The sequence below is a fragment of the Kingella sp. (in: b-proteobacteria) genome (assembly GCF_030527935.1).
Taxonomy (GTDB): Bacteria; Pseudomonadota; Gammaproteobacteria; order Burkholderiales; family Neisseriaceae; genus Kingella_B.
The window spans coordinates 21,234-42,967 of the sequence record NZ_JAUMZV010000018.1; the positions used below are offsets into that span (position 1 = coordinate 21,234).

Consider the following 21,734-nt stretch of genomic DNA (forward strand, 5'->3'; position numbering starts at 1 on the left):
TTTCCTTTAAATTGCTTTGGCAGCAGCCAGTTTTTCAACCAATTCAGCAACATTCGCCACTTTTACGCCAGCTTGTCGCGCTTTGGGTTCTGCGTATTGTTTCACGTGCAACCGTGGCTCAATGTTTACAGCCAATTCTTCAATCGTTTGTTTTTCAATTGTTTTCTTTTTGGCTTGCATCAGCGCTGGCAGCTTCACAAAACGTGGTTCGTTTAAACGCAAATCCGCGCTGATCACCGCAGGCAATTTCAATGCAATTGTTTCCACGCCACCATCAACATCGCGCGTAACCACCGCTTCGTCAGCAGCCAATTCTACTTTGCTGGCAAACGTGCCTTGCGCTGCATTCATCAATGCCGCCAGCATTTGCGCGGTTTGGTTGGCATCATCATCAATTGCTTGTTTACCCAGCAAAACAAGGCTAGGTTGTTCTTTATCCACAATTTTTTTCAATAATTTTGCCACAGCCAAGGGTTCAAGCAACGCATCGGTTTCTACATGAATCGCACGGTCTGCACCCATTGCCAACGCGGTTCGCAGCGTGTCTTCGCATTTTTTTTCGCCCAACGATACCGCAACCACTTCGCTGATTTCGCCTGCTTCTTTTAAGCGGACAGCTTCTTCAACCGCAATTTCGTCAAACGGATTCATTGACATTTTTACATTGCCAATATCCACGCCCGAACCATCTGCTTTCACGCGCACTTTCACATTGAAATCAACCACGCGCTTTACCGCAACCAATGCTTTCATGAGAGTTCCTTAATCGTTATTTTCAGGCTGCCTGAAACCAATAAAGGACGGTATTTTATCGGAAAATCACATTTTTGAACACGTTTTAACATAATCCACAGATTAACGCAGCCTGAAAATGACATCGTGTTTGTTTTTCAAACTTATCCACATTAACCCGTTGCTTGTGAAAATTTATCCACCTTTATCCACACGCTATACTTGCTTTTCAAGCTGCCTTTTCCTAAACAATAAAATTATCATAACCATTTGAAAAAAAATATTTTTTAAAGTTATCAACAGAGCATTCGTTTATTCTTAATCTTAATCATTTATTTATTTTAAAATTTAGATTTAAATACTACTACAAGCAACGCGGTTTTCTCGCATTGTCTAACCTATTTCAATGGAGTAAAGTTACAGCTTTCTCAACTCGCAAGGAATAGCTATGAAAGGCGATATTGGTGTAATTGGTTTGGCGGTAATGGGTCAAAATTTGATTTTGAACATGAACGACAAAGGCTTTAAGGTGGTGGCGTTTAACCGAACCGTTTCCAAAGTGGACGAATTTTTAAATGGCGCAGCAAAAAATACCAATATTGTTGGCGCACATTCGTTGCAAGAGCTTGTGGATAAATTGGAAAAACCACGCAAAATCATGCTGATGGTTCGCGCAGGCAGCGCGGTGGATGAATTTATTGAACAAATTTTGCCCTACCTTGAACAAGGCGACATCATTATTGATGGTGGCAATGCCAACTACCCCGATACCAACCGCCGCACGGTTGAGCTGGCTGCCAAGGGTATTCGTTTTATTGGCGCAGGCGTTTCGGGTGGCGAAGAAGGGGCACGGCATGGTCCGTCTATTATGCCAGGGGGAAATCCTGAAGCGTGGCAATATGTGCGGCCCATTTTGCAAGGCATTGCGGCAAAAACGCCTAATGGCGAGCCTTGCTGCGATTGGGTGGGCGATAATGGCGCGGGGCATTTTGTGAAAATGGTGCACAATGGCATTGAATACGGCGATATGCAGTTGATTTGCGAAGCCTATCAGTTTATGAAAGACGGCTTGGGCATGACGTATGACGAAATGCACGAGACGTTTAAATCTTGGAAAAACACCGAATTAAACTCTTATTTGGTGGATATTACCACCGATATTCTTGCTTACAAAGATGCAGACGGCACGCCGCTGGTGGAAAAAATCTTGGATACCGCAGGGCAAAAAGGCACAGGCAAATGGACAGGCATCAACGCTTTGGACATGGGCATTCCACTGACGCTGATTTCCGAATCGGTGTTTGCGCGTTGTGTTTCGGCGTTGAAAGAACAGCGTGTTGCTGCTGCCAGCTTGTTCCCACGCAGCATTACGCCTATTGCAGGCAGCCGCGAAGAATGGCTGGAATCGCTGCGTTTATCGTTGCTGGCATCTAAAATTATTTCGTATGCACAAGGCTTTATGCTGATGCGCGAAGCCAGCAACACGTTTAACTGGAAACTAAACTACGGCAAAACCGCGCTGTTGTGGCGCGAAGGTTGCATCATCCGCAGCATTTTCTTGGGCAACATCCGTGATGCGTTTGAAGCCAACCCTGATTTGGCGTTTTTGGGCGCAGACCCATATTTCCAAAAAATCTTGATTAACGCGCTGCCCGCATGGCGCAAAACCGTTGCCAAAGCGATTGAAATTGGCGTACCCATGCCTTGCATGGCAGCGGCAATTACCTTTTTGGATGGCTACACCACCGCTCGCTTGCCTGCTAATTTGCTGCAAGCGCAACGCGATTACTTCGGTGCACACACTTACGAACGCACCGATAAACCGCGCGGCGAGTTTTTCCACACCAATTGGACAGGAACAGGCGGCGACACCGCTTCTAGCACTTACGAAGTGTAGTCAAGTTATCCACATTAACATTTTTGGTTTTCAGGCTGCCTATTCATCTAAGGCAGCCTGAAAACCATCTATCACAGGAGTGCAATATGGGTTGGTTTTCCCGCAAAGAAGAAGCCTTTTTTCTCGCCACCGTAACGCCTAACGATATTCAGCTAGATGCTTATTTGGGCATTGTGAACGGTGAAGCGATTATCGGCGCAAACATTTTCCGCGATATGTTTGCTTCCATCCGCGATGTGGTTGGTGGGCGCGCAGGCGGTTATGAACGCGCGTTAGCAGGCGCACGCGAAGCTGCGTTGGAAGAGATGAAGCAAGCCGCCAAAGAGCTGGGCGCAAACGGCATCATCGGCATTGATTTTGACTACGAAGTGTTGGGCGAGACCAATGGCATGATGATGGTAACCGTGAGCGGCACGGCGGTTAAAGTGGCGGTTTAAAGACTGCCTTGGCTTTGTGCATAACTTTGTTGATAAAACTACATCTGATTGTTTTACATATTGATAATTAGGGATAACTTTATGTGTAAAAGGCAGCCTGAAAACGAGTGAAGCTAAAATATGTTTTCAGGCTGCCTTTTCAAACAAACTATCTTACGCCCAGCGTTTCAATTCCCGAAAACGCGCTTGGCATCGCTTCATCATCAGGAAATTCTACCCATTCAAACGCCGTTTCATCCGCCAACACTTTGCGCAACAGCGCATTGTTAATCGCGTGCCCCGATTTATAGCCTTCAAACGCGCCAATAATCGGATGCCCCACAATATATAAATCGCCAATCGCATCCAAAATTTTGTGGCGCACAAATTCATCGGGATAGCGCAGCCCTTCGGGGTTCAACACGTCGGTGTCGTCAATCACAATCGCGTTAGACAAATTGCCGCCTAAGCCTAAATTGTGCGCCCGCATCAGCTCCACTTCTTGCATAAAGCCAAATGTTCGCGCCCGCGCAATCTCTTCCACATAAGATTCTCCTGCAAAATCAATCTCAAAGGTGGGTGCGCTGCGGTTAAACACAGGGTGGTCAAATTCAATCGTGAGCCGCACTTTAAAGCCATCATACGGGGTAAATTTTACCGCTTTATTCGGCTCTTCCAGCGCGACTTCTTTCAATATTCGCAAAAAGCGTTTTTCCGCCTGCTGCTCCACCACGCCCGCATCTTGCAACAAAAAAAGAAACGGCAAACTACTGCCATCCATAATCGGAATTTCGGGCGCATTCAGCTCCACCAAAATGTTATCCACACCATACGCGGCAAACGCCGACATAATGTGTTCAATCGTGCCGACACGAATGCCGTTTTCGGTAACGATGGTGGACGACAAGCGCGTGTCGTTAATCAAATACGGCGTAAGCGGCACAATTTCGCCTTGCTCGCCCGATAAATCGCTGCGGCGAAACTGGATGCCCGTGTTTTCAGCGGCAGGATGCAAGGTAAGCGACACGCGCTCGCCCGAATGCAAGCCTACGCCTGTGGCGGTTACCGATTTGGCTAGGGTGCGTTGTTTCATTGGGTTGTCCTAAAAATGATTTTCAGGCCGCATCATAAACTATTTTAGGCAGCCTGAAAGCGGGGGGTAAAGCAATAAAAAGGCATGATAAAGCCAGTTTATCCACAATAAAGCTATTTGGGATTAATTTTATCCACAATTATCCCGATGAATGAATCGCAATCGCGCACAGTTTTTTGTTTTATATATTTCAACATAAAATCATTGGTTTGGATAACTTATCCACATTTTGTAGCAGACTTCATAAACCATCATCTTTTTATTTTTTGATCTATTGTTTTTAATTTAATTACAACTTGGCGCGGTTTTACCCAAAGCCAAAAGCCTTTTGCGTTTAGGCGTAAAAAATGGTAAAAATAGGTGTTTTTCAACGTGTATGAAGGAAGGTAAAAATGGCAGTTAAAGTTGCAATTAACGGTTTTGGGCGCATTGGTCGCTTGGCGTTGCGTCAAATCTTGAAAACAGACGGCATTGAAGTGGTTGCCGTAAACGATTTAACGCCTGCTGATATGTTGGTTCATCTGTTTAAATACGATACCACGCAAGGTCGCTTCAACGGCACGATTGAGCAAAAAGAAGAAGCGTTTATCGTAAACGGCAAAGAAATCAAGGTGTTTGCCAAGCCTAATCCCGAAGAATTGCCTTGGAAAGCATTGGGCGTTGATGTGGTGTTGGAATGCACGGGTTTTTTCACCAGCAAAGACAAAGCCGAAGCGCACATCCGCGCAGGCGCGCGCAAAGTGGTGATTTCTGCGCCTGCGGGCAACGACATGAAAACCGTGGTGTTTAATGTGAACCATCATGTGTTGGATGGCAGCGAAACCGTGATTTCTGCGGCTTCTTGCACCACTAACTGCCTTGCGCCGATGGCAGCGGTGTTGCAAAAACAATTTGGCGTGGTGCAAGGCTTGATGACCACCATCCACGCCTACACGGGCGACCAAAACACGCTGGATGCGCCGCATCGCAAAGGCGACAAACGCCGCGCCCGCGCCGCTGCGGCGAATATTGTGCCCAACAGCACAGGCGCAGCCAAAGCCATCGGCTTGGTGATTCCCGAGTTGAACGGCAAATTGGACGGCGCGGCGCAGCGTGTGCCTGTGCCATCTGGCTCGCTGACCGAATTGGTGTGCATTTTGGAAAAAAATGTGAGCAAGGAAGAAGTGAACGCGGCGATGAAAGCCGCCGCCAATGAATCGTTTGGCTACACGGAAGATGAGATTGTGTCGTCTGATGTGATTGGCGTGGAATTTGGTTCGCTGTTTGATGCCACGCAAACGCGTGTGCAAACGGTGGGCGACAAGCAATTGGTGAAAACCGTGGCTTGGTATGACAACGAAATGTCTTACACTTGCCAACTGGTGCGTACGTTGAAATTCTTTGCCGAGAAAATTTAAGTTATCCACATAAAAGGCAGCCTGAAAACGTGAAATAGCATTTTCAGGCTGCCTTTTATTGTTGAATAAAGTATCGCAATTACAAATAAAATTTCTCAAACACGTTTAAATCATCATCCAATTTGTACACCAACGGCTGCCCTGTTGGGATTTCCAAGCCCATGATGTCGTCATCGGAAATGCCTTCAATGTGTTTCGCCAACGCGCGCAAGCTGTTGCCGTGCGCCGCCACTAACACGCGCTTGCCGCTGATGATGGCGGGGGCGATTTGGTCTTCCCAAAAGGGCAACACACGTTGCAGCGTTACTTTCAAATTTTCGCCATCGGGCACCACATCGGCGGGCAAATGGGCGTAGCGGCGGTCGTTGTGGGCGGAAAATTCGTCGTTTTTATCTAGCAAAGGGGGCAGCGTGTCGTAGCTGCGTCGCCAAATGTGCACTTGCTCATCGCCATATTTTTCGGCGGTTTGTTTTTTGTCCATGCCTTGCAATGCGCCGTAATGTCGCTCGTTCAGCCGCCATGTTTTGATTTGTGGCACCCAAAGCTGGTCGCTTTCTTCCAGCACCAAATTGCAGGTTTTGATGGCGCGGGTTAAAACCGATGTGAACGCGATGTCAAACTGGTAGCCAGCGGCTTTGAGTTTGCGCCCCGCTTCTTGCGCTTCGGCGATGCCTTTTTCGCTGAGTTTCACATCGCGCCAGCCTGTGAACAGGTTTTTGGCGTTCCATTCGCTCAAACCGTGGCGGATAAAGACGAGTTCCATGATGTTCCTTTCGGGAGTGGGTTGAAAGGCGTGATTTTAAAGGATTTATGCGCCAAGCTGGCGAAATTGATGATAGGCAGCCTGAAAAGCGATTACCCAGCTTTCAGGCTGCCTATTGTTCCCGAAAATCCGCACCTTTAAACACGCGCACGGGGTTGCCACGCTCCACTTGATACAACTGCGCGTGCGCATTGGCGGCGTGTTGCCCCAAGGCGGCAGAATGCTGTTCCGCCAGCTTTAAAGCCAGCAGCTCGCGGGCGCGTTTTTTGTTGGCGTGTTGGCTGCGCTCGCTTTCCACGCGCACCGAAATACTCGTTGCCAGATGCGTGGCGCGCACCGCGCTGTCGGTTTTATTGACGTGTTGCCCGCCTTTGCCGCCTGCGCGGCAGGTTTCAAAGCGGATGCTGTCGTCATCGGGCAGAGTGGGAATTTGCGGCAGCCTGAAAACGGCGATGTACCAATTTTTGCGCGGATGTTTGGGGCGCACGGGGCTGTTGCCAATCCATTGCAGCGTGCCGAGCCAGCGTTGCGACAGGGCTTCCGCGCCTGCACCGTTGAGCGCAAAGGTGGCGGACAAAATGCCGTGTTTGCTGGCGGTTTGGCTTAACAATTCCGCTGCCACGCCTGCGGCTTCGGCTTCGCGCAGGATTTTGTTTAACACAAATTGGGCAAAGATTTGGCATTCGGCGGGCGATTGCCCTGTGGATAATTGTAGATAAATCATAAAGTTCCTTGCGATGGGGTTTCAGGCTGCCTGAATGCAATAGGCAGCCTGAAAATAGTGAATGCAGGTTCTAAGTTCATCAATCGGCGCAGCCGCCTGCGGTTTTATAGGTTAAAACGGGCTTCATCCGTGCCACCAATTCAATCAGCCCAAAGTCGCGCAGGGTGGCAATCACGCTGTCTATTTTCTTATAAGCCTGCGGGGCTTCTTCAAAAATCAAGGCTTTATCGGCGCACACCACCGCGCTGCCAAATGCGGTTTGGCGCAGGCTATCGGCGGAAAATTTGTGCGACAGCCGCGCTTTGCATTCGCCGCGCTGCCATTTGCGTCCTGCGCCGTGTGCCAATGAAAACAAAGCGTTAGCTGCATTATCCACAATCGGGCGAACTAGATAGCTGTAATCGCCGCGCGACCCTGGAATCACCACCAAGCTGCAATCGGACGGCGTTGCACCTTTGCGATGCAGCCAGCCTGTTTGATTATCTATTTGAATTTGTTGCAAAAAATTGTGATGTACATCCAGCAAACACGCGCCGTCTGCGCCCCAAGGCGCCAGCATTCGCTCGGCAATCAAGCGGCGATTGGCGCGGGCAAAATTGAGCGCATCGGCGTGTTCGGCAAGATAGGCGGCGGCTTCGGGTGTGTTTTCAGGCAGCCCAGCGTGGCTAAATTTATCCACATGGCGGCGCAAAATCTGCTGCCCCAAGCCGCGCGAACCGCTGTGCACCAACAGTTGCAAGCATTGCGGGTTAAACGCGGCGGGCAGATGCTCGGGCGCGTAAACCGTGTCCACCGCTTGCAGCTCGGCAAAATGGTTGCCGCCGCCAATCGTGCCCAAGGCAGCCTGAAACGGATGATGGGGCAGCAGTTCATCTGTCCGCGCTTGCCAGCTTGCGTCCAGCGGCGCGTCTATGCTGCCTAACTGTTTGACTAATTTGTTGGTTTTGGCTTTGTGCGCGGCTAAATCGGTTTGCCAAAACGCCATGCCGCAGCCGATGTCGTTGCCAATCAGCGCGGGGTAAAAATGCCCGATGCTGAAAAACGCTGCACCAATGGGATAACCGCGCCCTGCGTGCAAATCGGGCATCCCTGCCACGCGCTGAATATGCGGCAGCTTGGCGGTGGTTTCTAGTTGTTGGACGGCGTTGCCTTCTATCCAAGTATTTGAATTTTTGATGATAATAATTTGATTGCCCATGTGGGTACTTTCTTTTGGTTTTGTTAAGGCGTGTTTCAGGCTGCCTGAAACGGCATCGTTGAAATGATTGTCTTAACAAAAATGGTAGAGAAAGCAGCCCGAACGGGCGATTAGATAACGCGGTTGGTGTTCAGGCTGCCAAGTTGGATGGGAGATTGAGCGATGTTTTGCATGGTTTTATCCTTTCTTGGCAATGGGTTGAAAATAAAGCGCGGATGATACGCGCGGGGAGCGGGGTTTGGCAACGATGGCGTGGAAAAAGGCGGGATTGTGTGGTTTTTCGTGCGTAAATCTGTTTTAACCACGCCGAACGGTTTTCAGACTGCCTAACCCAATAAGGCAGCCTGAAACGCGTTTACACATTCTTAACACATTGCTAATTGTTTCCTAATTTTCGTTTTTTATACTGCCCAGCGTTGTCAAACGACACGCTTTTTTAAACATTGAAACAGGAGTTACACCATGAAATTAACCAATAAAACCGCCGCCGTTATTTTTGCTGCTGCATTTGCGGCCATCTCTGCGCCCGCTTTGGCGGATGGCGATTATTTGCACTACGAGAAAAATCGCGCCAGCTACATCACGCATGAAAAAGCGGCGCAAATTGCGGTGGCAAAAGTGGGCGGCGGGCAAGCAACGGATGTGGAATTTGACCGCAGCCGCAACAAGCCCGACCATTTTGATGTGGATGTGCGCATGGCGAATGGGCAGAAGTATGAAGTGAAAGTGGATGCGAAAACGGGCGCGGTGTTGTCTAGCCATTTGGATGATTGATTGCGCGGGCTGTTTAAGGCAGCCTGAAATGAACTTTTCTTGTGAGTTTTGGACGTGCTGGGCGCGTCCTTTTTTTGCGCGTGTTTCATGTGAAACGTTTGAGCGAGTTCTTAATCGCAAGATAGGATGCGGACGATGCCGTTGGCGATTTGAAATTTCATCTCTTTGCCTGCGATGGTTGCGCCGTAGATGCGCTCGGGGATGTCTTGATAGGCAGGGCGGGGGTCTTGGGCTAGGCTTTGTTCAATCAGGGCGCGGTGTTCGGGGGCAAGCTGCTCGGGGTGGCTTTCAGGCTGCCAGATAACGTTTAACAAAGCGGGTGCGCCGTTTACAAAGCCTGCGCGGGCTTGGGGATGGGCTTCGGCGAAGGGAATGTAGGGCTTGATGTCTAAAATGGGCGTGCCATCTAGCAGGTCGCCGCCTTGGCAATGGATGCGCACGCGGTTGCCTGCGGTGTCTATGCGGTTAAGGCGCAGCAGGGAAAGCCCGATGTGGTTGGGGCGATGCGGGCTGCGGGTGGCGAATACGCCCATTTTTTGTTTGCCGCCAAGGCGCGGTGGGCGAACCATTTGCGCCCAGCCTTCGCTGATGGCATCGTGAAACAGAAATTGCAGCCAGATGTAGTCAAAGCCGTCTAGCCCGCGCACGCTGTCGGCGGTGAAGGCTGGATTGAGCATTAGGATGATTTGGGCGGCGGGGACGAGCTGGGGCTGGCGTGGAATGCCGAATTTTTGCGTGTAGGGGGATTGGACGGTGCCGATGGGGGTTAGGGTGTAGGGCATTTTGCTTTGGATTGGGGGGGTGGATGGGTTTAAGAACCTGTATTCACTATTTGCATAGGTAGATTTTATGGCATAAAAACGCGGATACTGCGTTAAAAATGCTCGCAAGGTGTTCAACCTTGCTGTGCTTTTTGCCTTGTATCCGCGTTTTTATGCCATAAAATCTACCTATGCAAATAGTGAATACAGGTTCTAAGGCTGCCTTTGGAATGTGGCACAGGATGGGATTATTTTATCGTGATTAAAGGCAGCCTGAAAAAGGAAAATCATCAATAATTTGACGACCAACGCGCTGTTCTATTTGCGTTGTGCACTATTTGGCGACGAGCCGTCGCCGCTCCATTAAAGGCAGCCTGAAACCTTTGCAAAACCCCAATGGCAGCCTGAAACCTAAAATGGAGCGGTAACGGCTCATCGCCAACACTTCAAACAGCGCATGACTGATTTGCACTGATTTTCCAAGATGTTGGCGAGTCGCCGACGCTCCATTGGTTACAGGTTTTGCAAAAATTTCAGCCTGAAACCCATTTTCAGGCTGCCTTCTGCCTTAACAACACAAGCAAAGATTAGATAAACCGCCGCGTAAATCGTAAAATAGGCAGCTTGAAACGGGGCGAACTGAATTTCAGGCTGCCTTAATACAACCAACCATAACAAGGAGCACATTATGCGATTACTCCACACCATGCTGCGCGTGGGCGATTTAGACAAATCTTTGGCGTTTTACACCGAAGTATTGAACATGAAACTGTTGCGCCGCAAAGACTATCCCGATGGACGCTTCACGCTGGCGTTTGTGGGCTGTGGCGGAGAGCGCGATACCACAGTTTTGGAACTCACCCACAACTGGGACACGCCCGCCTACGACCTAGGCGCGGGCTACGGGCACATCGCTATTGAAGTGGACAACGCCGCCGCTGCCTGCGCTGCTGTGCGCGCCAAAGGCGGCAAAGTCATCCGCGAAGCCGCGCCGATGAAACACGGCAGCACGGTGATTGCTTTTGTGGAAGACCCCGATGGCTACAAAATTGAATTTATTGAAAAAGGCACAGGCGCGGATAGCTATGCCCAAGCGTAGCGTGCGCTGATTTTTATCCCCAAAGGCAGCCTGAAAACACATTAAACGAGTTTCAGGCTGCCTAATTCCACCAATTTGTTAAAATACGCCCTTTTTTCTTAGTGCATATTATGCAAACCATCCCCAACCACGAACTGCACATGACCACCCTGATTACCCCCGCGATGGCTAATTTCAGCGGCAATCTACACGGTGGCGAACTGCTCAAAATGCTAGACCAAGTTGCCTACGCCTGCGCCAGCCGCTATTCGGGCAATATGTGTGTAACGCTGTCGGTGGATAACGTGATTTTCAAAGAGCCGATTCATGTGGGCGAGCTGGTAAACTACTACGCCAGCGTGAACCTTGTGGGGCGCACGTCTATGGAAATCGGCATCCGCGTGGAAGCCGAAAACATCCAAACACGCACTGTGCGCCACACCAATTCTTGCTATTTCACCATGGTTGCCATGAAAGACGGCAAGCCCGTTGCCGTGCCGCCGCTGGAATTGCAAACCGAGCAGCAAATCCAACGCCACGCCGCCGCGCAGCAACGCAAGAAAATGCGCCTGCAAGCCAATCCATAGGCAGCCTGAAAAGACATCACGCACCGTTTAGCAAGGCTTAACCCATTTTCAGGCTGCCTTAGCCATTCCCTTTCAGCTTAAAAATGTTATCCACACAACCATCCACAGACAAACAGCCCACCATCGCCGCCATCGCCACCGCAGCAGGACGCGGCGGCGTGGGCGTGATTCGCATTTCGGGCAGCCAGCTTTTGCCCATCGCCCAAGCCATCACAGGCGGCAAAACGCCCAAGCCGCGCACCGCGCTTTACACCGATTTTTTAGACGAACACGGCAACGCCATCGACAACGGCATCCTGCTCTATTTCGCCGCCCCCGCCAGCTTCACCGGCGAAGACGTGATAGAACTGCAAGGGCATGGCGGGCAGATTGTGCTGCAAATGCTGCTCAACCGCTGTTTGCAACTGGGCGCGCGCATCGCCGAAGCAGGCGAGTTCACCAAACGCGCCTTTTTAAACAACAAGCTAGACCTTGCCCAAGCCGAAAGCGTTGCCGATTTAATCGACGCATCCAGCCAAGCCGCCGCCCGCATGGCGGTGCGCTCGCTCAAAGGCGCGTTTTCCAAGCAAATTCACAATCTGATGGACGATTTAATCACGCTGCGGATGCTGGTTGAAGCCACGCTGGACTTTCCCGAAGAAGAAATAGATTTTTTGGAAGCCGCCGATGCACAAGGCAAACTTGCCACGCTGCAAAACGAACTATCCACAATTTTATCCACAGCCAGCCAAGGCGCGATTTTGCGCGAAGGCATGAATGTGGTGCTGGTGGGCGCGCCCAATGTGGGCAAGTCTAGCCTGCTCAACGCGCTGGCGGGCGACGACATCGCCATCGTTACCCATATTGCAGGCACCACGCGCGACACCGTGCGCGAACACATCACGCTAGATGGCGTGCCCATTCACATCACCGACACCGCAGGCTTGCGCGAGACAGACGATTTAGTAGAAAAAATCGGCATTGAACGCAGCGAAAAAGCCGTGCAAAACGCCGATGTCGCCCTGATTTTGATAGACCCCGCCGAAGGCATCAACGCCGCCACCCAAGCAATCTTAGACAAACTGCCCAGCAGCCTAACCCGCATTGTTATCCACAACAAAGCCGACTTGCGCCACGAAGCTCCCAGCCGTGTGGATAACCACATAGGCAGCCTGAAAACGAGCGCAGCGCGTTTCAGCGAAGCTAAAACCAGCGCAGATAAAACGGACACCCCCGCCACACTGATTAACCTATCCGCCAAAACAGGCGCAGGGCTGGATTTGCTCAAACAAGCCTTGCTGGATGCGGTGGGCTGGCAAGGTGAAAGCGAAGGCTTGTTCCTTGCCCGCAGCCGCCACATCCACGCGCTAGAAACCGCCCAGCGCGAGCTAGGCAACGCCGCCCTATGCGGCAATCACCAGCTAGAACTGCTTGCCGAACACCTGCGCCTTGCACAAAACGCGTGCAGCGAAATCACAGGCGAATTTACCGCCGATGATTTGCTGGGCGTGATATTCAGCCGATTTTGCATTGGTAAATAGGCTCGATGCGTTTCAGGCTGCTTCAAATCAAAGGCAGCCTGAAAACATAGTTAGCTAAAATAACAACGCAAGTAGGGTGTGTGGCTTTGCCACGCACGCGGTTGGCACATTCCAAGTTAAATCCGCGTGCGTGCCTACGGTACACACCCTACACACCAAAGTCTCATACTTTTGCACAATCCAAAGGCAGCCTGAAAACCCCATCCACGCCGTTACCCCACCTTTCCCTAATCCCCGAGACCCATCATGGCAAAAAAATCCCCACCCAAAAGTTTTGAAGACGCAATCGCCCGTTTAGAAACCATCACCCAATCCATGCAAAACACCGCCCAGCCGCTAGAAGAAGCCCTAGCCCACTACGCCGAAGGTGTGGAATTGGTGCGCTATTGCCAGCAAAAACTCGCCGCCGTGGAGCAAAAAATCCAAGTATTAGACAACGGCGACTTAACCGACTGGGAGCTATCAGGTGAATGATTTTGTAGCATGGCAACACGCCGCGCAGGCGCACACCGAAGCCGTTTTGCAACGCCTGCTGCCCGCAGGCAACCACGCGCCGCAAGACCTGCACGCAGCCATGCGCTACGCCGCGTTGGATGGCGGCAAACGCCTGCGCCCCATGCTGGTGCTCGCCGCATCCGAGCTAGGCGAGCGCGTTCGGGCTGCCTGCGAAGCCGCGCTGGCGGCGGTGGAGTGCATCCATGTTTACTCGCTGGTGCACGACGATATGCCCGAAATGGACAACGACACCCTGCGGCGCGGCAAGCCCACCTGCCATGTGGCATACGGCGCAGCCACCGCGCTGTTAGTGGGCGATGCCCTGCAAACGCTGGCGTTTGACGTGCTCTCGCGCCCAACCGCATTGCCCGCCGCGCGGCAGCTGCAAATGCTCAACGTGTTGGCACGCGCATCAGGCAGCGCAGGCATGGCAGGCGGGCAAGCGATTGATTTGGCAAACGTGGGGCGCGATTTGCCACAAAATGCGTTGGAACAAATGCATAGCCTGAAAACAGGCGCGCTGATTCGCGCCGCCGTGCAACTGGGCGCATTGAGCTGCCCCGATGCCAGCGAAGCCGCGCTCGCCGCGCTGGATGAATACGCCCGCAAGCTGGGCTTGGCGTTTCAAGTGATTGATGACGTGCTGGACTGCGCCGCCGACACCTCCACGCTGGGCAAAACCGCAGGCAAAGATGCCGATGCCGACAAGCCCACCTATGTGAAACTGCTGGGCTTGAATGCCGCCCGCGCTTACGCCGAGCAATTAGCCACCGACGCAATCAATGCGCTGGCCACCTTTGGCGAACGCGCCACACGCCTGCGCGAGCTGGCTGAATTTACCATCGGTCGCAAGTTTTAACCGCATCTGCCGCCGCAGTAGAATGGCGTAAACAAAAGGCAGCCTGAAAATTGATTTTGCCAGCGCACGGCTTGCCAGCAAGCCGTAAGAAGCGCGGATTAGCTTTTCAGGCTGCCTATCTTTGCGCCCGCGTTTAGGCAGCCTGAAACCCAAAATGGAGCGGCGACGGCTCGTTGTTAAATGCTGTATTCAATAAAGCTGTATCGTTTAGCGCAATGTGAGCGAGCCGCCAACGCTCCATCGGTTGCGGGGTTTGCAAAGATGGCAGCCTGAAAAAACAAAACCGTTTGCTGTCCTGACAAACGGTTTTTTTGTTGAATAAACTGTTTTCAGGCTGCCTTATCGCGTTCATGCTGTTCCGTCATCTCTTCCAACTTCATCCGCTTATTGCGCCGCCGAATCAACACCACCCACACCAAAAACAGCGTAGGCAACACCGTCCAAAACACCAAATAAATCAACACCCGCGCCAAGCCTTGCGGATACTGCGCGATGGAAAACATCAGGGTTACGAAAATATAGCCGATTAGGATGATGTGCCACATGGTTTACTCAAAAATAAAGAATGAAAACTGTATTTGCAAAACTTTTGCTTTACTATTGTACTGTGTAATCACAATAAGGAAAATAAAATGAGCAGCATCAATTTCAATATTCGCATGGACGAAAGCCTGAAAGAACGCGCCTTTCCCATTATTGAAAGCTACGGTTTAACGCCTGCGCAGGCGGTTAAGCTGTTTTTTAACCAAATTGCCAATACACGCAGCATCCCGCTGTCGTTTAATTATGATAACCGCGTGCCCAACGAAGCAACGCGCCAAGCCATGTTGGAAGCGGTAGCGCGGCGTGCCAGCGGCGATATGGGCAAGGGCTATACTGATTTGAACGAGATGATGCGCGATATTCAGGAGTGGCAGGAGTGAGCCAGTTTCAGCTATTTGCGCTCAACTCGTTTAAACGCGATGCCAAAAAACGCTGGGAAGTTTTGTTAAGGCCAGCGTATGTGGAAGTGGATTATTGCCTAATCAATGGCGTGCCGATGCCTGAAAAATATAAAGACCACGATTTAAAAGGCGATTGGGTTGGATTTCGGGAATGCCATATCCAGCCCGATATGTTGTTGATTTATGAGCGGGGTGATGACAATAAAATCCAACTGGTGCGATTGGGCTCGCATGCCGAATTGTTTAGCTAGGAGTTATTGATTATCACAGCCCTAGTACTTACCGCCCGTGCGTCAGCTGCAAAACCGCGCCGTTTTGCTTGTTGATAACAATAAAAAACGTGCCGCCCCGTTTGTTGGGTTTCAGGCTGCCTGAAACCACCCAAGCGGTTGGTGTTTCCTGCACTTGGTAGGGATTTTGTTGGGTTGCGCGGGTTTTGCCATACACATTGGCGATATGAACTTCGGCGAGTGCTTCGGCATGGGCGCGGGTTTTGACTAGAATGTAGTCGTTTTGGTTTAGGATGTTGTGGTCAGGAGCGGCTTGGGTTGGGGTGGTCATCAATAGGCTGATTAGGATGGGATAGATTAAAAATTTGAGCGACATGATATTCCTTGCGATAGCGTTTTCAGGCTGCCTATTGTTCCTAGCAATAGGCAGCCTGAAACCTATTCGCCGTGTTGTTCGGCTAATTGCGCTTCCAATGCTTTGATGCGCTTGTGCATTTCGTTTAGGTGGTTCAGGTGCACGGCGTTGCGCGTCCATTCGCGGAAGGTTTGCATCGGGTAGATGCTGGCGTAGTGCGTGCCGCTTTCTTTGATGCTGTGGGTTACCGATGTGCCGCCGCCGATGGTGGTTTTGTCGGCAATTTCAATATGCCCCACCGTGCCCACGCCGCCGCCGAGTATGCAGTAATCGCCAATTTTCACGCTGCCTGAAATGCCTGTGCACGAAGCAATCACGGTGTGCGCGCCGATTTGGCAGTTGTGGGCGATTTGAATCAGGTTGTCTATTTTGGTGCCGCGCCCAACGGTGGTGTCGCTCATCGCGCCGCGGTCTATGGTGGTGTTTGCGCCGATTTCCACATCATCGCCCAGCGTAACCGCGCCTGTTTGCGGGATTTTGAGCCAATGGTCGCCCGCAAACGCCAGCCCAAAGCCGTCTGCGCCGATGATGCTGCCTGAATGGATTTCTACGCGGTTGCCCAGCGTGCAGCCGTGGTAAACGGTTACATTGGGATGCAGCACAACTTGGCTGCCCAGCGTGCAATCGTGTTCCACCACGCTGTTGGGCAGGATGCGGCATTGTTCACCCAACACCGTGCGCGCGCCGATGTACACATTTGCGCCAATTTCGCAGCTTGCTGGCACGCGGGCGGTGGGGTCGATGACGGCGGTGGGGTGTATGCCCGCTTGGGCAACGGGCGCGGGGTGGAATAAACGCGCCACTTGGGCGAAGTAAAGATAGGGGTCGGGCGCGATAATCAGGTTGCGGTTGGGGAATAGCTCGGCGGCTTTTTGCGACACGATGATGGCACCCGCTTGGCTGTGCTCCACTTCGCTTTTATATTTGGGGTTGGCAAGAAAGGTGATTTCATGCGTTTGGGCGCGAGCGGCGGGGGCAACGGCGGAGATGGCAATGTTGTCGCCAATAAGCGTACCGCCGAGTTGTTCGGTGAGCTGGGATAGGGTGAATGGGGTCATGCGGGGAACTCCTTGGGTTGGGTTGGGCTGAATTGGGTTTCAGACTGCCTTGTGCGTTTGATAGGCAGCCTGAAAATGGGCTAATAAAAAAGGCGACGCATAATCACGCCAAAGGCAGCCTGAAATTCGTTTCACCGTTTTCAGGCTGCCTTTAATGCGTGTGCTACTTCATTTCGTCTAACAGTTTAATCACGCGGTCGGTAATGTCGTATTGCTGGGTAACAAACACCGCTTCTTGCACAATCAAATCGTATTTTTCTTTTTCGGCGATATTGCGGATAACCGTGTTGGCGTTGTTTTGCAGTGCGGCAAATTCTTCGTTGCGGCGCAGGTTGTATTCTTCGGCAAGGCGGGCGGAAGCCATGCGGTATTGCTTGCCTGTTTCCAGCAATTTGGCTTCGGTTTGTTTACGCGCTGCGTTGCTCAATTTGCCGTGAGTAAGTTGTTTTCGCAGCTTGATGCCTTGCTGTTGCAGCGCGTTCAGTTTTTGCTGTTGCGCGCCAAATTCTTGCTGCAAAGTGGCTTCAATGCGTTGCGCGGCTTGGGTTTCGGTATAAACGCGCTCGGGGTTCACATAGCCGAATTTTTGCACCCGCTCGGCATGGGCGGGCAAGGCAATCAGGCAGCCTGAAAACACAGCAGCAGCGCAAAAGTTTCGGATGGTTCGGGATTTCATGTTTGAGTTTCCTATTTTTCGGTTTATTTGTGATACGCTGGATGGCGCGTAGGGTTGAGTTTATTCATTGCCTGCGGATAAAGCAACCGCGCAAATCAATTTTCAGGCTGCCGATAGCCGATACAAAAGCCCGTTGGCAGTCATCAACCGCCAACAGGCTTTTTGCTGTTAAAACACCGTGCCCAGTTGGAATTGGAAGCGTTGCACTTGGTCGCCTGTTTTTTTGTTTAACGGCAAGGCGTAGCTCAATTTAATCGGACCCACGGGCGAAATCCACGTTAAAGCCAAGCCAGTTGAATAGCGCAATTCTTCTTTAAAGCTGGATTTATGGCTGCTGGTGTAAAAACCGTTGCTGCCATAAGGATTGCTGCGGCTGTATGCAAAAGAATTATAGTTTTTGCCATCCCACACGCTGCCTGCATCGGCAAACAAGCTCATGCGAATGCTTTTGCTGTCTTTTAAACCGGGGAAGGGGAACAGCAATTCAGCATTGGCGTTCACGGCAAATTTACCGCCGTATGCTTCGGTGTCCAGCGAGCCGTCGTATGGGTCTACGTCATACACTTTCGGGCCGAGCGTGCCTGTTTCATAGCCGCGCACCGAGCCTAAACCACCGCCCGATTGGGTGTACATAAACGGAATTTCTTTGGTTTTGCCATAGCTGCCGCTGTAACCAATTTGTCCGTTCAGCATCAAGGTAAACGAGCGAGAAATGGGGAAATACCAAGTTTGCTGGTGGCCTAATTGATAATATTGCAAGCCGCTACCGGGTAAACCAATTTCGCCTGTTACATTGGCGTTGTAGCCGCGAGTGGGCCAATAGCCATCATCGGTGGTGTTGCGATACCAGCTCAACAAGCCTTTGTAAATCCAGTTGTTGCGCTTGTTTTCATCCACAAAGCGTTGGTAGCGATAAGGCGGGTTGCGCAACAGCGTAACGCCCATGTGTTCCACACCCAAGCCAAAGTTTACGCGGTCATATTCGGTAATGGGCACGCCCATGGTGGAGGTGCCGCCGTAGCGCGTCATGCGGTAGTTACGGCGCGTGCTGGCACTGGTGGATTTGGATGGGTCGTAGCGCGAGCCAAATAGGCTGTAAGTCATGCTCACGCCATCGGGGGTGAAGTAAGGGTCGGTAAATGATAGATTTGCCGATTGGGTTACTTTACTGCGCGATATGTTTACCGAAGCCGATTTGCCCGTGCCAAACAAGTTATCTTGCGACACGCCCGCTGCCAAAATCAAGCCATCGTCTTGCGACCAACCTGCCGAAGCATTCAGGCTGCCTGTGGCGCGTTCTTTCACCGCAACCGAAACATCCATTTGCTGCTCATCTTCGGGCACAGGCGCGGTGGTTACTTGCACGTCTTCAAAATAGCCTAGCTGGCGCAAGCGTTCTGCCGAGCGGTTGAGCTTGCCTTGGTCGTAGGTTGCGCCTTCCATTTGGCGCATTTCGCGGCGGATGACTTCATCGCGGGTTTTGTTGTTGCCACTGATTTCAATTTGGCGCACCGCCACGCGGTTACCAGGGTTAAGCTGCACGGTTAAATCCACATAATGCTTGCCGTTTTCTTCGCGGCGACGCGCTTCGGTGGTAACTTCGGCGCGGGCATAACCTGCCGATTGCAAATCCAGTTTAATTTTGGCTAACGCTTCTTGCAGCGTATCCATGTTGCTCAAACGCCCTGGTTTGATTTTTTTCAGGTGTTTTTCCAATTGGGCAATCGGCACTTCTTTGTTGTCGCCTTCAATTTGGGTGTTGCCCCAATAATAGCGTTCGCCTTCGTGCACACGGATGGTTACGCTTTCGCGCGTGCGGTCTTCGTTAATTTGGCGTTCCACGTCTTCAAAGTCCACTTTGAAATCAAAATAGCCTTTGCGGTGGTAGAACGATTCTAGGCGGGCTTTGTCTTTGCTGAATTTTTCCCATGAGAACACGTTGGATTTGGTCATCCATGACAGCCATGTGCCATCGGTTAAGCCAATCACGCGGCTTAGGCGATAATCGGAAAAGCGTTCGTTGCCTTCAAAATCCAGTTTTTTAACGCGCGTGGTTTCGCCTTCTTCAATGTTGATGGTTACGGCAACGCGGTTTTGCGACAATTCTTGCACTTCGGGCGTGATTTTTACGTTGTTTTTGCCTTGCTCTTTATAGGCGGCATCCAAGGCGCGCAAGGCGCGAATCAGGGCTTCTTGGCTGAAAAAATCGCCTTTGGCTAAACCTGCGCTGGCAATGGCTTGGGCGGTGTTGCTGTTGGTGGTGCGCTCAAAATCGGCTTGTTTTTCGTCATACGATTTTTCGGTGTCTTTTTTGCTGTTTACCAAATCTTCATCGCTGCCTGCATTGCTAGCGCGCACGGTGGACATTTGTTTCACGATGGCATCGGTGGGCAATACTTTTGCACCTTTCACCGTTAATTCGCTCACAATCGGGCGTTCTTTCACGGTGATAATCAGCATATTGCCGTTTTGTTCCAGCAGGGCGTTTTCGTAGAAACCGCTGGCATGCAGGCGGCGGATGATGTCTTCGCCAACGGCATCGGTATAGGTGTCGCCTTCTTTTACGGGCAGCAGGGAGCGCACGGTGGCTTCGGAAGTGTGTTGCTCGCCTTCAATGCGGAAGTTTTTGATGGTGAAATCGGCTGCCCATGCGGGGGTGGCGATGCCAAGGGCGATGAGCGTTGTGGTAAGAGTTTTGATTTTCATAGATTATCCAAAGTTATCCAAAATAGGCGATTAGTCGGGTGATGTCGTTGAAAAAGGCAAGAATCATCATGGCGAGCATGGCGGAAATGCCAAAGCGTAAGCCCCATTCTTGGGCGCGTTTGCTGATGGGCCGCCCTATTAAAAGCTCAATAGTATAGTAAACAAAATGCCCGCCGTCTAACACGGGAATGGGCAGCAGGTTCATCACGCCTAGGCTGATGCTCACCAGCGCAAGAAATTCTACATAAGGCTGCCAGCCGATTTGCGCGGTTTTGCCAGCCACTTCGGCGATGGTAATCGGCCCTGAAATGTGGGCTAGCGAAGCGTTGCCTGTGAGCAGTTTGCCAAAGAACGAGAGCGTCATGCTGGAATAATTAACGGTTTTGTTCCAGCCTAGCTGCATGGCTTCGGCGAAGCTGGGGGTGTAGTGATAGCGGACTTTGTTGTCCCATGCGGCATCGCTTTGCGGTAGCACGCCAATTTTGCCTTCGGCGGTGGGGGTTATGGTGGTGTTGTATGTTTTGCCTTGGCGGATGTATTGGAGTTTCAGGCTGCGGCTGGGGTTTTCGCGGATGATTTTGCTCCATGCTTCCCATGTGGGCAGGGCTTTGCCGTCAATGGCGATGATTTGGTCGTCTTTTTGCAAGCCTGCGCGTTGCGCGGGGGTGTTGGGGCGCACTTCGCCGATGCTGTTGCCAATTTTAACGGGCGAAATGCCCAGCCCGATTTTGCGTTTGGCGACATCGTTGGCTTGTTGCGTGCCTGCTGCATTGACGATGCGGTTTTCAGGCTGCCCTTGCGCGTTTTCCACTTGCACGTTGATTTTGCCTGTTTCCAAATCCAGCACGATTTCGGTGTAGGCATCGGAAAAATTGTTTACGGGCTTGCCGTTTACGCTGATGATTTTGTCACCTTGTTGAAAGCCTGCTTGCGCGGCGATGCTGGCGGGCTCTACCGTGCCCACATAGGGGCGAACTTGGGTGATGCCACCGATACCAAAGCTCAACCAATACAGCAACACGGCTAAAATCAGGTTGGTAAACGGCCCTGCCAGCACCACGGCGATGCGTTTGAGCGGGTGTTGTTTGTCAAAGGCAACGGGCAAATCTTCGGCGGCGACTTCGCCTTCGCGTGTGTCCACCATTTTCACATAGCCGCCAACGGGAAACGGCGCAAGACACCATTCAATATTGCGCCAGCGTTTGGTGTAAAACGGCTTGCCCATGCCTACGGAAAAACGCAACACTTTGATGCCGCACAGCCGCGCCACCACCAAATGCCCCAGCTCGTGCAGGCTCACCAGCAAGACAATGGCAACGATAAAGGCGGCAAGCATATGCAATGCAGTAAAAACAGTGGACAAAATAACGCTCCGTGTTGAGATGATTGAAAAACGGCGGCAAGGATAGCA

General features: G+C 51.5%; 27 protein-coding genes. 12 read left to right on the forward strand and 15 right to left on the reverse strand.

From position 1 onward, the window contains the following. Positions 1-6 precede the first annotated feature (6 nt). A complete protein-coding gene (locus Q4A85_RS07165; protein ID WP_303108960.1) occupies positions 7-753 on the reverse strand; it encodes an electron transfer flavoprotein subunit beta/FixA family protein in 747 nt (248 codons plus the stop codon). A gap of 427 nt (positions 754-1,180) precedes the next feature. On the opposite strand from Q4A85_RS07165, the gene gnd reads away from it, so the two are divergent. Together gnd and Q4A85_RS07175 are read left to right on the forward strand one after the other, a co-directional pair. Next, positions 1,181-2,629, forward strand: coding sequence for a decarboxylating NADP(+)-dependent phosphogluconate dehydrogenase (gnd, locus tag Q4A85_RS07170; protein WP_303108962.1), 1,449 nt, complete (start codon positions 1,181-1,183; stop codon positions 2,627-2,629). A gap of 86 nt (positions 2,630-2,715) precedes the next feature. Next, entirely contained in the window at positions 2,716-3,066 is a 351-nt protein-coding gene (locus Q4A85_RS07175; protein ID WP_303108964.1) for a heavy metal-binding domain-containing protein, read from the forward strand. A 148-nt stretch (positions 3,067-3,214) separates the two neighbouring features. On the opposite strand, the gene lpxC is transcribed toward Q4A85_RS07175, so the two are convergent. Continuing rightward, entirely contained in the window at positions 3,215-4,138 is a 924-nt protein-coding gene (gene lpxC, locus Q4A85_RS07180; RefSeq protein WP_303108965.1) for a UDP-3-O-acyl-N-acetylglucosamine deacetylase, read from the reverse strand. 392 nt (positions 4,139-4,530) lie between these two features. On the opposite strand from lpxC, the gene gap reads away from it, so the two are divergent. After that, entirely contained in the window at positions 4,531-5,535 is a 1,005-nt protein-coding gene (gene gap, locus Q4A85_RS07185) for a type I glyceraldehyde-3-phosphate dehydrogenase (protein WP_303108966.1), read from the forward strand. A gap of 79 nt (positions 5,536-5,614) precedes the next feature. Here gap and Q4A85_RS07190 read toward each other — a convergent pair whose 3' ends face one another. The 4 genes from Q4A85_RS07190 to Q4A85_RS07205 all read right to left on the reverse strand — a co-directional run bounded on the left by Q4A85_RS07190 (position 5,615) and on the right by Q4A85_RS07205 (position 8,465). Next, positions 5,615-6,298 (reverse strand): 2,3-diphosphoglycerate-dependent phosphoglycerate mutase, encoded by a 684-nt coding sequence (locus Q4A85_RS07190; RefSeq protein WP_303108968.1) that lies wholly within the window; start codon positions 6,296-6,298, stop codon positions 5,615-5,617. Between the two features lie 112 nt (positions 6,299-6,410). Then, positions 6,411-7,022, reverse strand: a complete 612-nt coding sequence (prfH, locus tag Q4A85_RS07195; RefSeq protein WP_303108969.1) for a peptide chain release factor H — start codon at positions 7,020-7,022, stop codon at positions 6,411-6,413. Between the two features lie 79 nt (positions 7,023-7,101). Continuing rightward, positions 7,102-8,220 (reverse strand): RNA ligase RtcB family protein, encoded by a 1,119-nt coding sequence (locus Q4A85_RS07200; RefSeq protein WP_303108970.1) that lies wholly within the window; start codon positions 8,218-8,220, stop codon positions 7,102-7,104. Positions 8,221-8,330: 110 nt separating this feature from the next. After that, a complete protein-coding gene (locus Q4A85_RS07205) occupies positions 8,331-8,465 on the reverse strand; it encodes a hypothetical protein (protein ID WP_303108972.1) in 135 nt (44 codons plus the stop codon). A gap of 217 nt (positions 8,466-8,682) precedes the next feature. Between Q4A85_RS07205 and Q4A85_RS07210 the strand changes: the two genes are divergently transcribed. After that, entirely contained in the window at positions 8,683-8,994 is a 312-nt protein-coding gene (locus Q4A85_RS07210) for a PepSY domain-containing protein (RefSeq protein ID WP_303108974.1), read from the forward strand. A gap of 110 nt (positions 8,995-9,104) precedes the next feature. Here Q4A85_RS07210 and tsaA read toward each other — a convergent pair whose 3' ends face one another. From tsaA to Q4A85_RS07225, 3 genes are all read right to left on the reverse strand, one after another. Continuing rightward, complete coding sequence (gene tsaA / locus Q4A85_RS07215) at positions 9,105-9,776, reverse strand: tRNA (N6-threonylcarbamoyladenosine(37)-N6)-methyltransferase TrmO (protein WP_303108976.1); 672 nt, start codon at positions 9,774-9,776, stop codon at positions 9,105-9,107. Between the two features lie 313 nt (positions 9,777-10,089). Beyond that, on the reverse strand, positions 10,090-10,227 hold the full coding sequence (locus Q4A85_RS07220) for a hypothetical protein (protein WP_303108978.1): 138 nt from the start codon (positions 10,225-10,227) through the stop codon (positions 10,090-10,092). A 41-nt stretch (positions 10,228-10,268) separates the two neighbouring features. Continuing rightward, the gene (locus tag Q4A85_RS07225) at positions 10,269-10,442 is read right to left on the reverse strand and encodes a hypothetical protein (RefSeq protein ID WP_303108980.1); all 174 of its coding nucleotides are present in this window, start codon (positions 10,440-10,442) and stop codon (positions 10,269-10,271) included. 1 nt (position 10,443) lies between these two features. Here Q4A85_RS07225 and gloA point away from each other — a divergent pair, with 1 nt between their 5' ends. The 6 genes from gloA to Q4A85_RS07255 all read left to right on the forward strand — a co-directional run bounded on the left by gloA (position 10,444) and on the right by Q4A85_RS07255 (position 14,294). Continuing rightward, positions 10,444-10,854, forward strand: a complete 411-nt coding sequence (gene gloA / locus Q4A85_RS07230; protein WP_303108983.1) for a lactoylglutathione lyase — start codon at positions 10,444-10,446, stop codon at positions 10,852-10,854. A gap of 110 nt (positions 10,855-10,964) precedes the next feature. Then, positions 10,965-11,420, forward strand: a complete 456-nt coding sequence (locus Q4A85_RS07235) for an acyl-CoA thioesterase (RefSeq protein WP_303108985.1) — start codon at positions 10,965-10,967, stop codon at positions 11,418-11,420. A gap of 83 nt (positions 11,421-11,503) precedes the next feature. Continuing rightward, complete coding sequence (mnmE, locus tag Q4A85_RS07240) at positions 11,504-12,940, forward strand: tRNA uridine-5-carboxymethylaminomethyl(34) synthesis GTPase MnmE (protein ID WP_303108987.1); 1,437 nt, start codon at positions 11,504-11,506, stop codon at positions 12,938-12,940. Positions 12,941-13,016: 76 nt separating this feature from the next. Further along, entirely contained in the window at positions 13,017-13,238 is a 222-nt protein-coding gene (locus Q4A85_RS07245) for a hypothetical protein (RefSeq protein WP_303108989.1), read from the forward strand. Beyond that, complete coding sequence (gene xseB, locus Q4A85_RS07250) at positions 13,187-13,414, forward strand: exodeoxyribonuclease VII small subunit (RefSeq protein ID WP_303108991.1); 228 nt, start codon at positions 13,187-13,189, stop codon at positions 13,412-13,414. Before Q4A85_RS07245 ends, xseB begins: the two co-directional genes overlap by 52 nt. Next, positions 13,407-14,294: a polyprenyl synthetase family protein gene (locus tag Q4A85_RS07255; protein ID WP_303108993.1), complete on the forward strand. Its 888-nt coding sequence runs from the start codon at positions 13,407-13,409 to the stop codon at positions 14,292-14,294. The genes xseB and Q4A85_RS07255 overlap by 8 nt, the downstream gene beginning before the upstream one ends. A 329-nt stretch (positions 14,295-14,623) precedes the next feature. On the opposite strand, the gene Q4A85_RS07260 is transcribed toward Q4A85_RS07255, so the two are convergent. Beyond that, positions 14,624-14,839, reverse strand: a complete 216-nt coding sequence (locus Q4A85_RS07260; RefSeq protein WP_303108995.1) for a hypothetical protein — start codon at positions 14,837-14,839, stop codon at positions 14,624-14,626. 87 nt (positions 14,840-14,926) lie between these two features. Between Q4A85_RS07260 and Q4A85_RS07265 the strand changes: the two genes are divergently transcribed. Continuing rightward, positions 14,927-15,217: a type II toxin-antitoxin system RelB/DinJ family antitoxin gene (locus tag Q4A85_RS07265; RefSeq protein WP_303108997.1), complete on the forward strand. Its 291-nt coding sequence runs from the start codon at positions 14,927-14,929 to the stop codon at positions 15,215-15,217. Continuing rightward, entirely contained in the window at positions 15,214-15,489 is a 276-nt protein-coding gene (locus tag Q4A85_RS07270) for a type II toxin-antitoxin system YafQ family toxin (RefSeq protein WP_303108998.1), read from the forward strand. Before Q4A85_RS07265 ends, Q4A85_RS07270 begins: the two co-directional genes overlap by 4 nt. Before the next feature lie 28 nt (positions 15,490-15,517). Here the strand turns inward: Q4A85_RS07270 and Q4A85_RS07275 are convergent, their stop codons facing one another. The 5 genes from Q4A85_RS07275 to rseP form a co-directional block, all read right to left on the reverse strand. After that, entirely contained in the window at positions 15,518-15,844 is a 327-nt protein-coding gene (locus Q4A85_RS07275; RefSeq protein WP_303108999.1) for an NTF2 fold immunity protein, read from the reverse strand. Positions 15,845-15,906: 62 nt separating this feature from the next. After that, entirely contained in the window at positions 15,907-16,941 is a 1,035-nt protein-coding gene (gene lpxD, locus Q4A85_RS07280; RefSeq protein ID WP_303109000.1) for a UDP-3-O-(3-hydroxymyristoyl)glucosamine N-acyltransferase, read from the reverse strand. A 163-nt stretch (positions 16,942-17,104) separates the two neighbouring features. Beyond that, on the reverse strand, positions 17,105-17,617 hold the full coding sequence (locus tag Q4A85_RS07285) for an OmpH family outer membrane protein (protein WP_303109002.1): 513 nt from the start codon (positions 17,615-17,617) through the stop codon (positions 17,105-17,107). A gap of 168 nt (positions 17,618-17,785) precedes the next feature. After that, positions 17,786-20,323: an outer membrane protein assembly factor BamA gene (gene bamA, locus Q4A85_RS07290; RefSeq protein ID WP_303109003.1), complete on the reverse strand. Its 2,538-nt coding sequence runs from the start codon at positions 20,321-20,323 to the stop codon at positions 17,786-17,788. Between the two features lie 13 nt (positions 20,324-20,336). After that, positions 20,337-21,659 carry an RIP metalloprotease RseP gene (rseP, locus tag Q4A85_RS07295; protein ID WP_303109021.1) on the reverse strand — a complete coding sequence of 441 codons (1,323 nt, stop codon included), beginning with the start codon at positions 21,657-21,659 and terminating at the stop codon, positions 20,337-20,339. Positions 21,660-21,734: the final 75 nt, after the last annotated feature.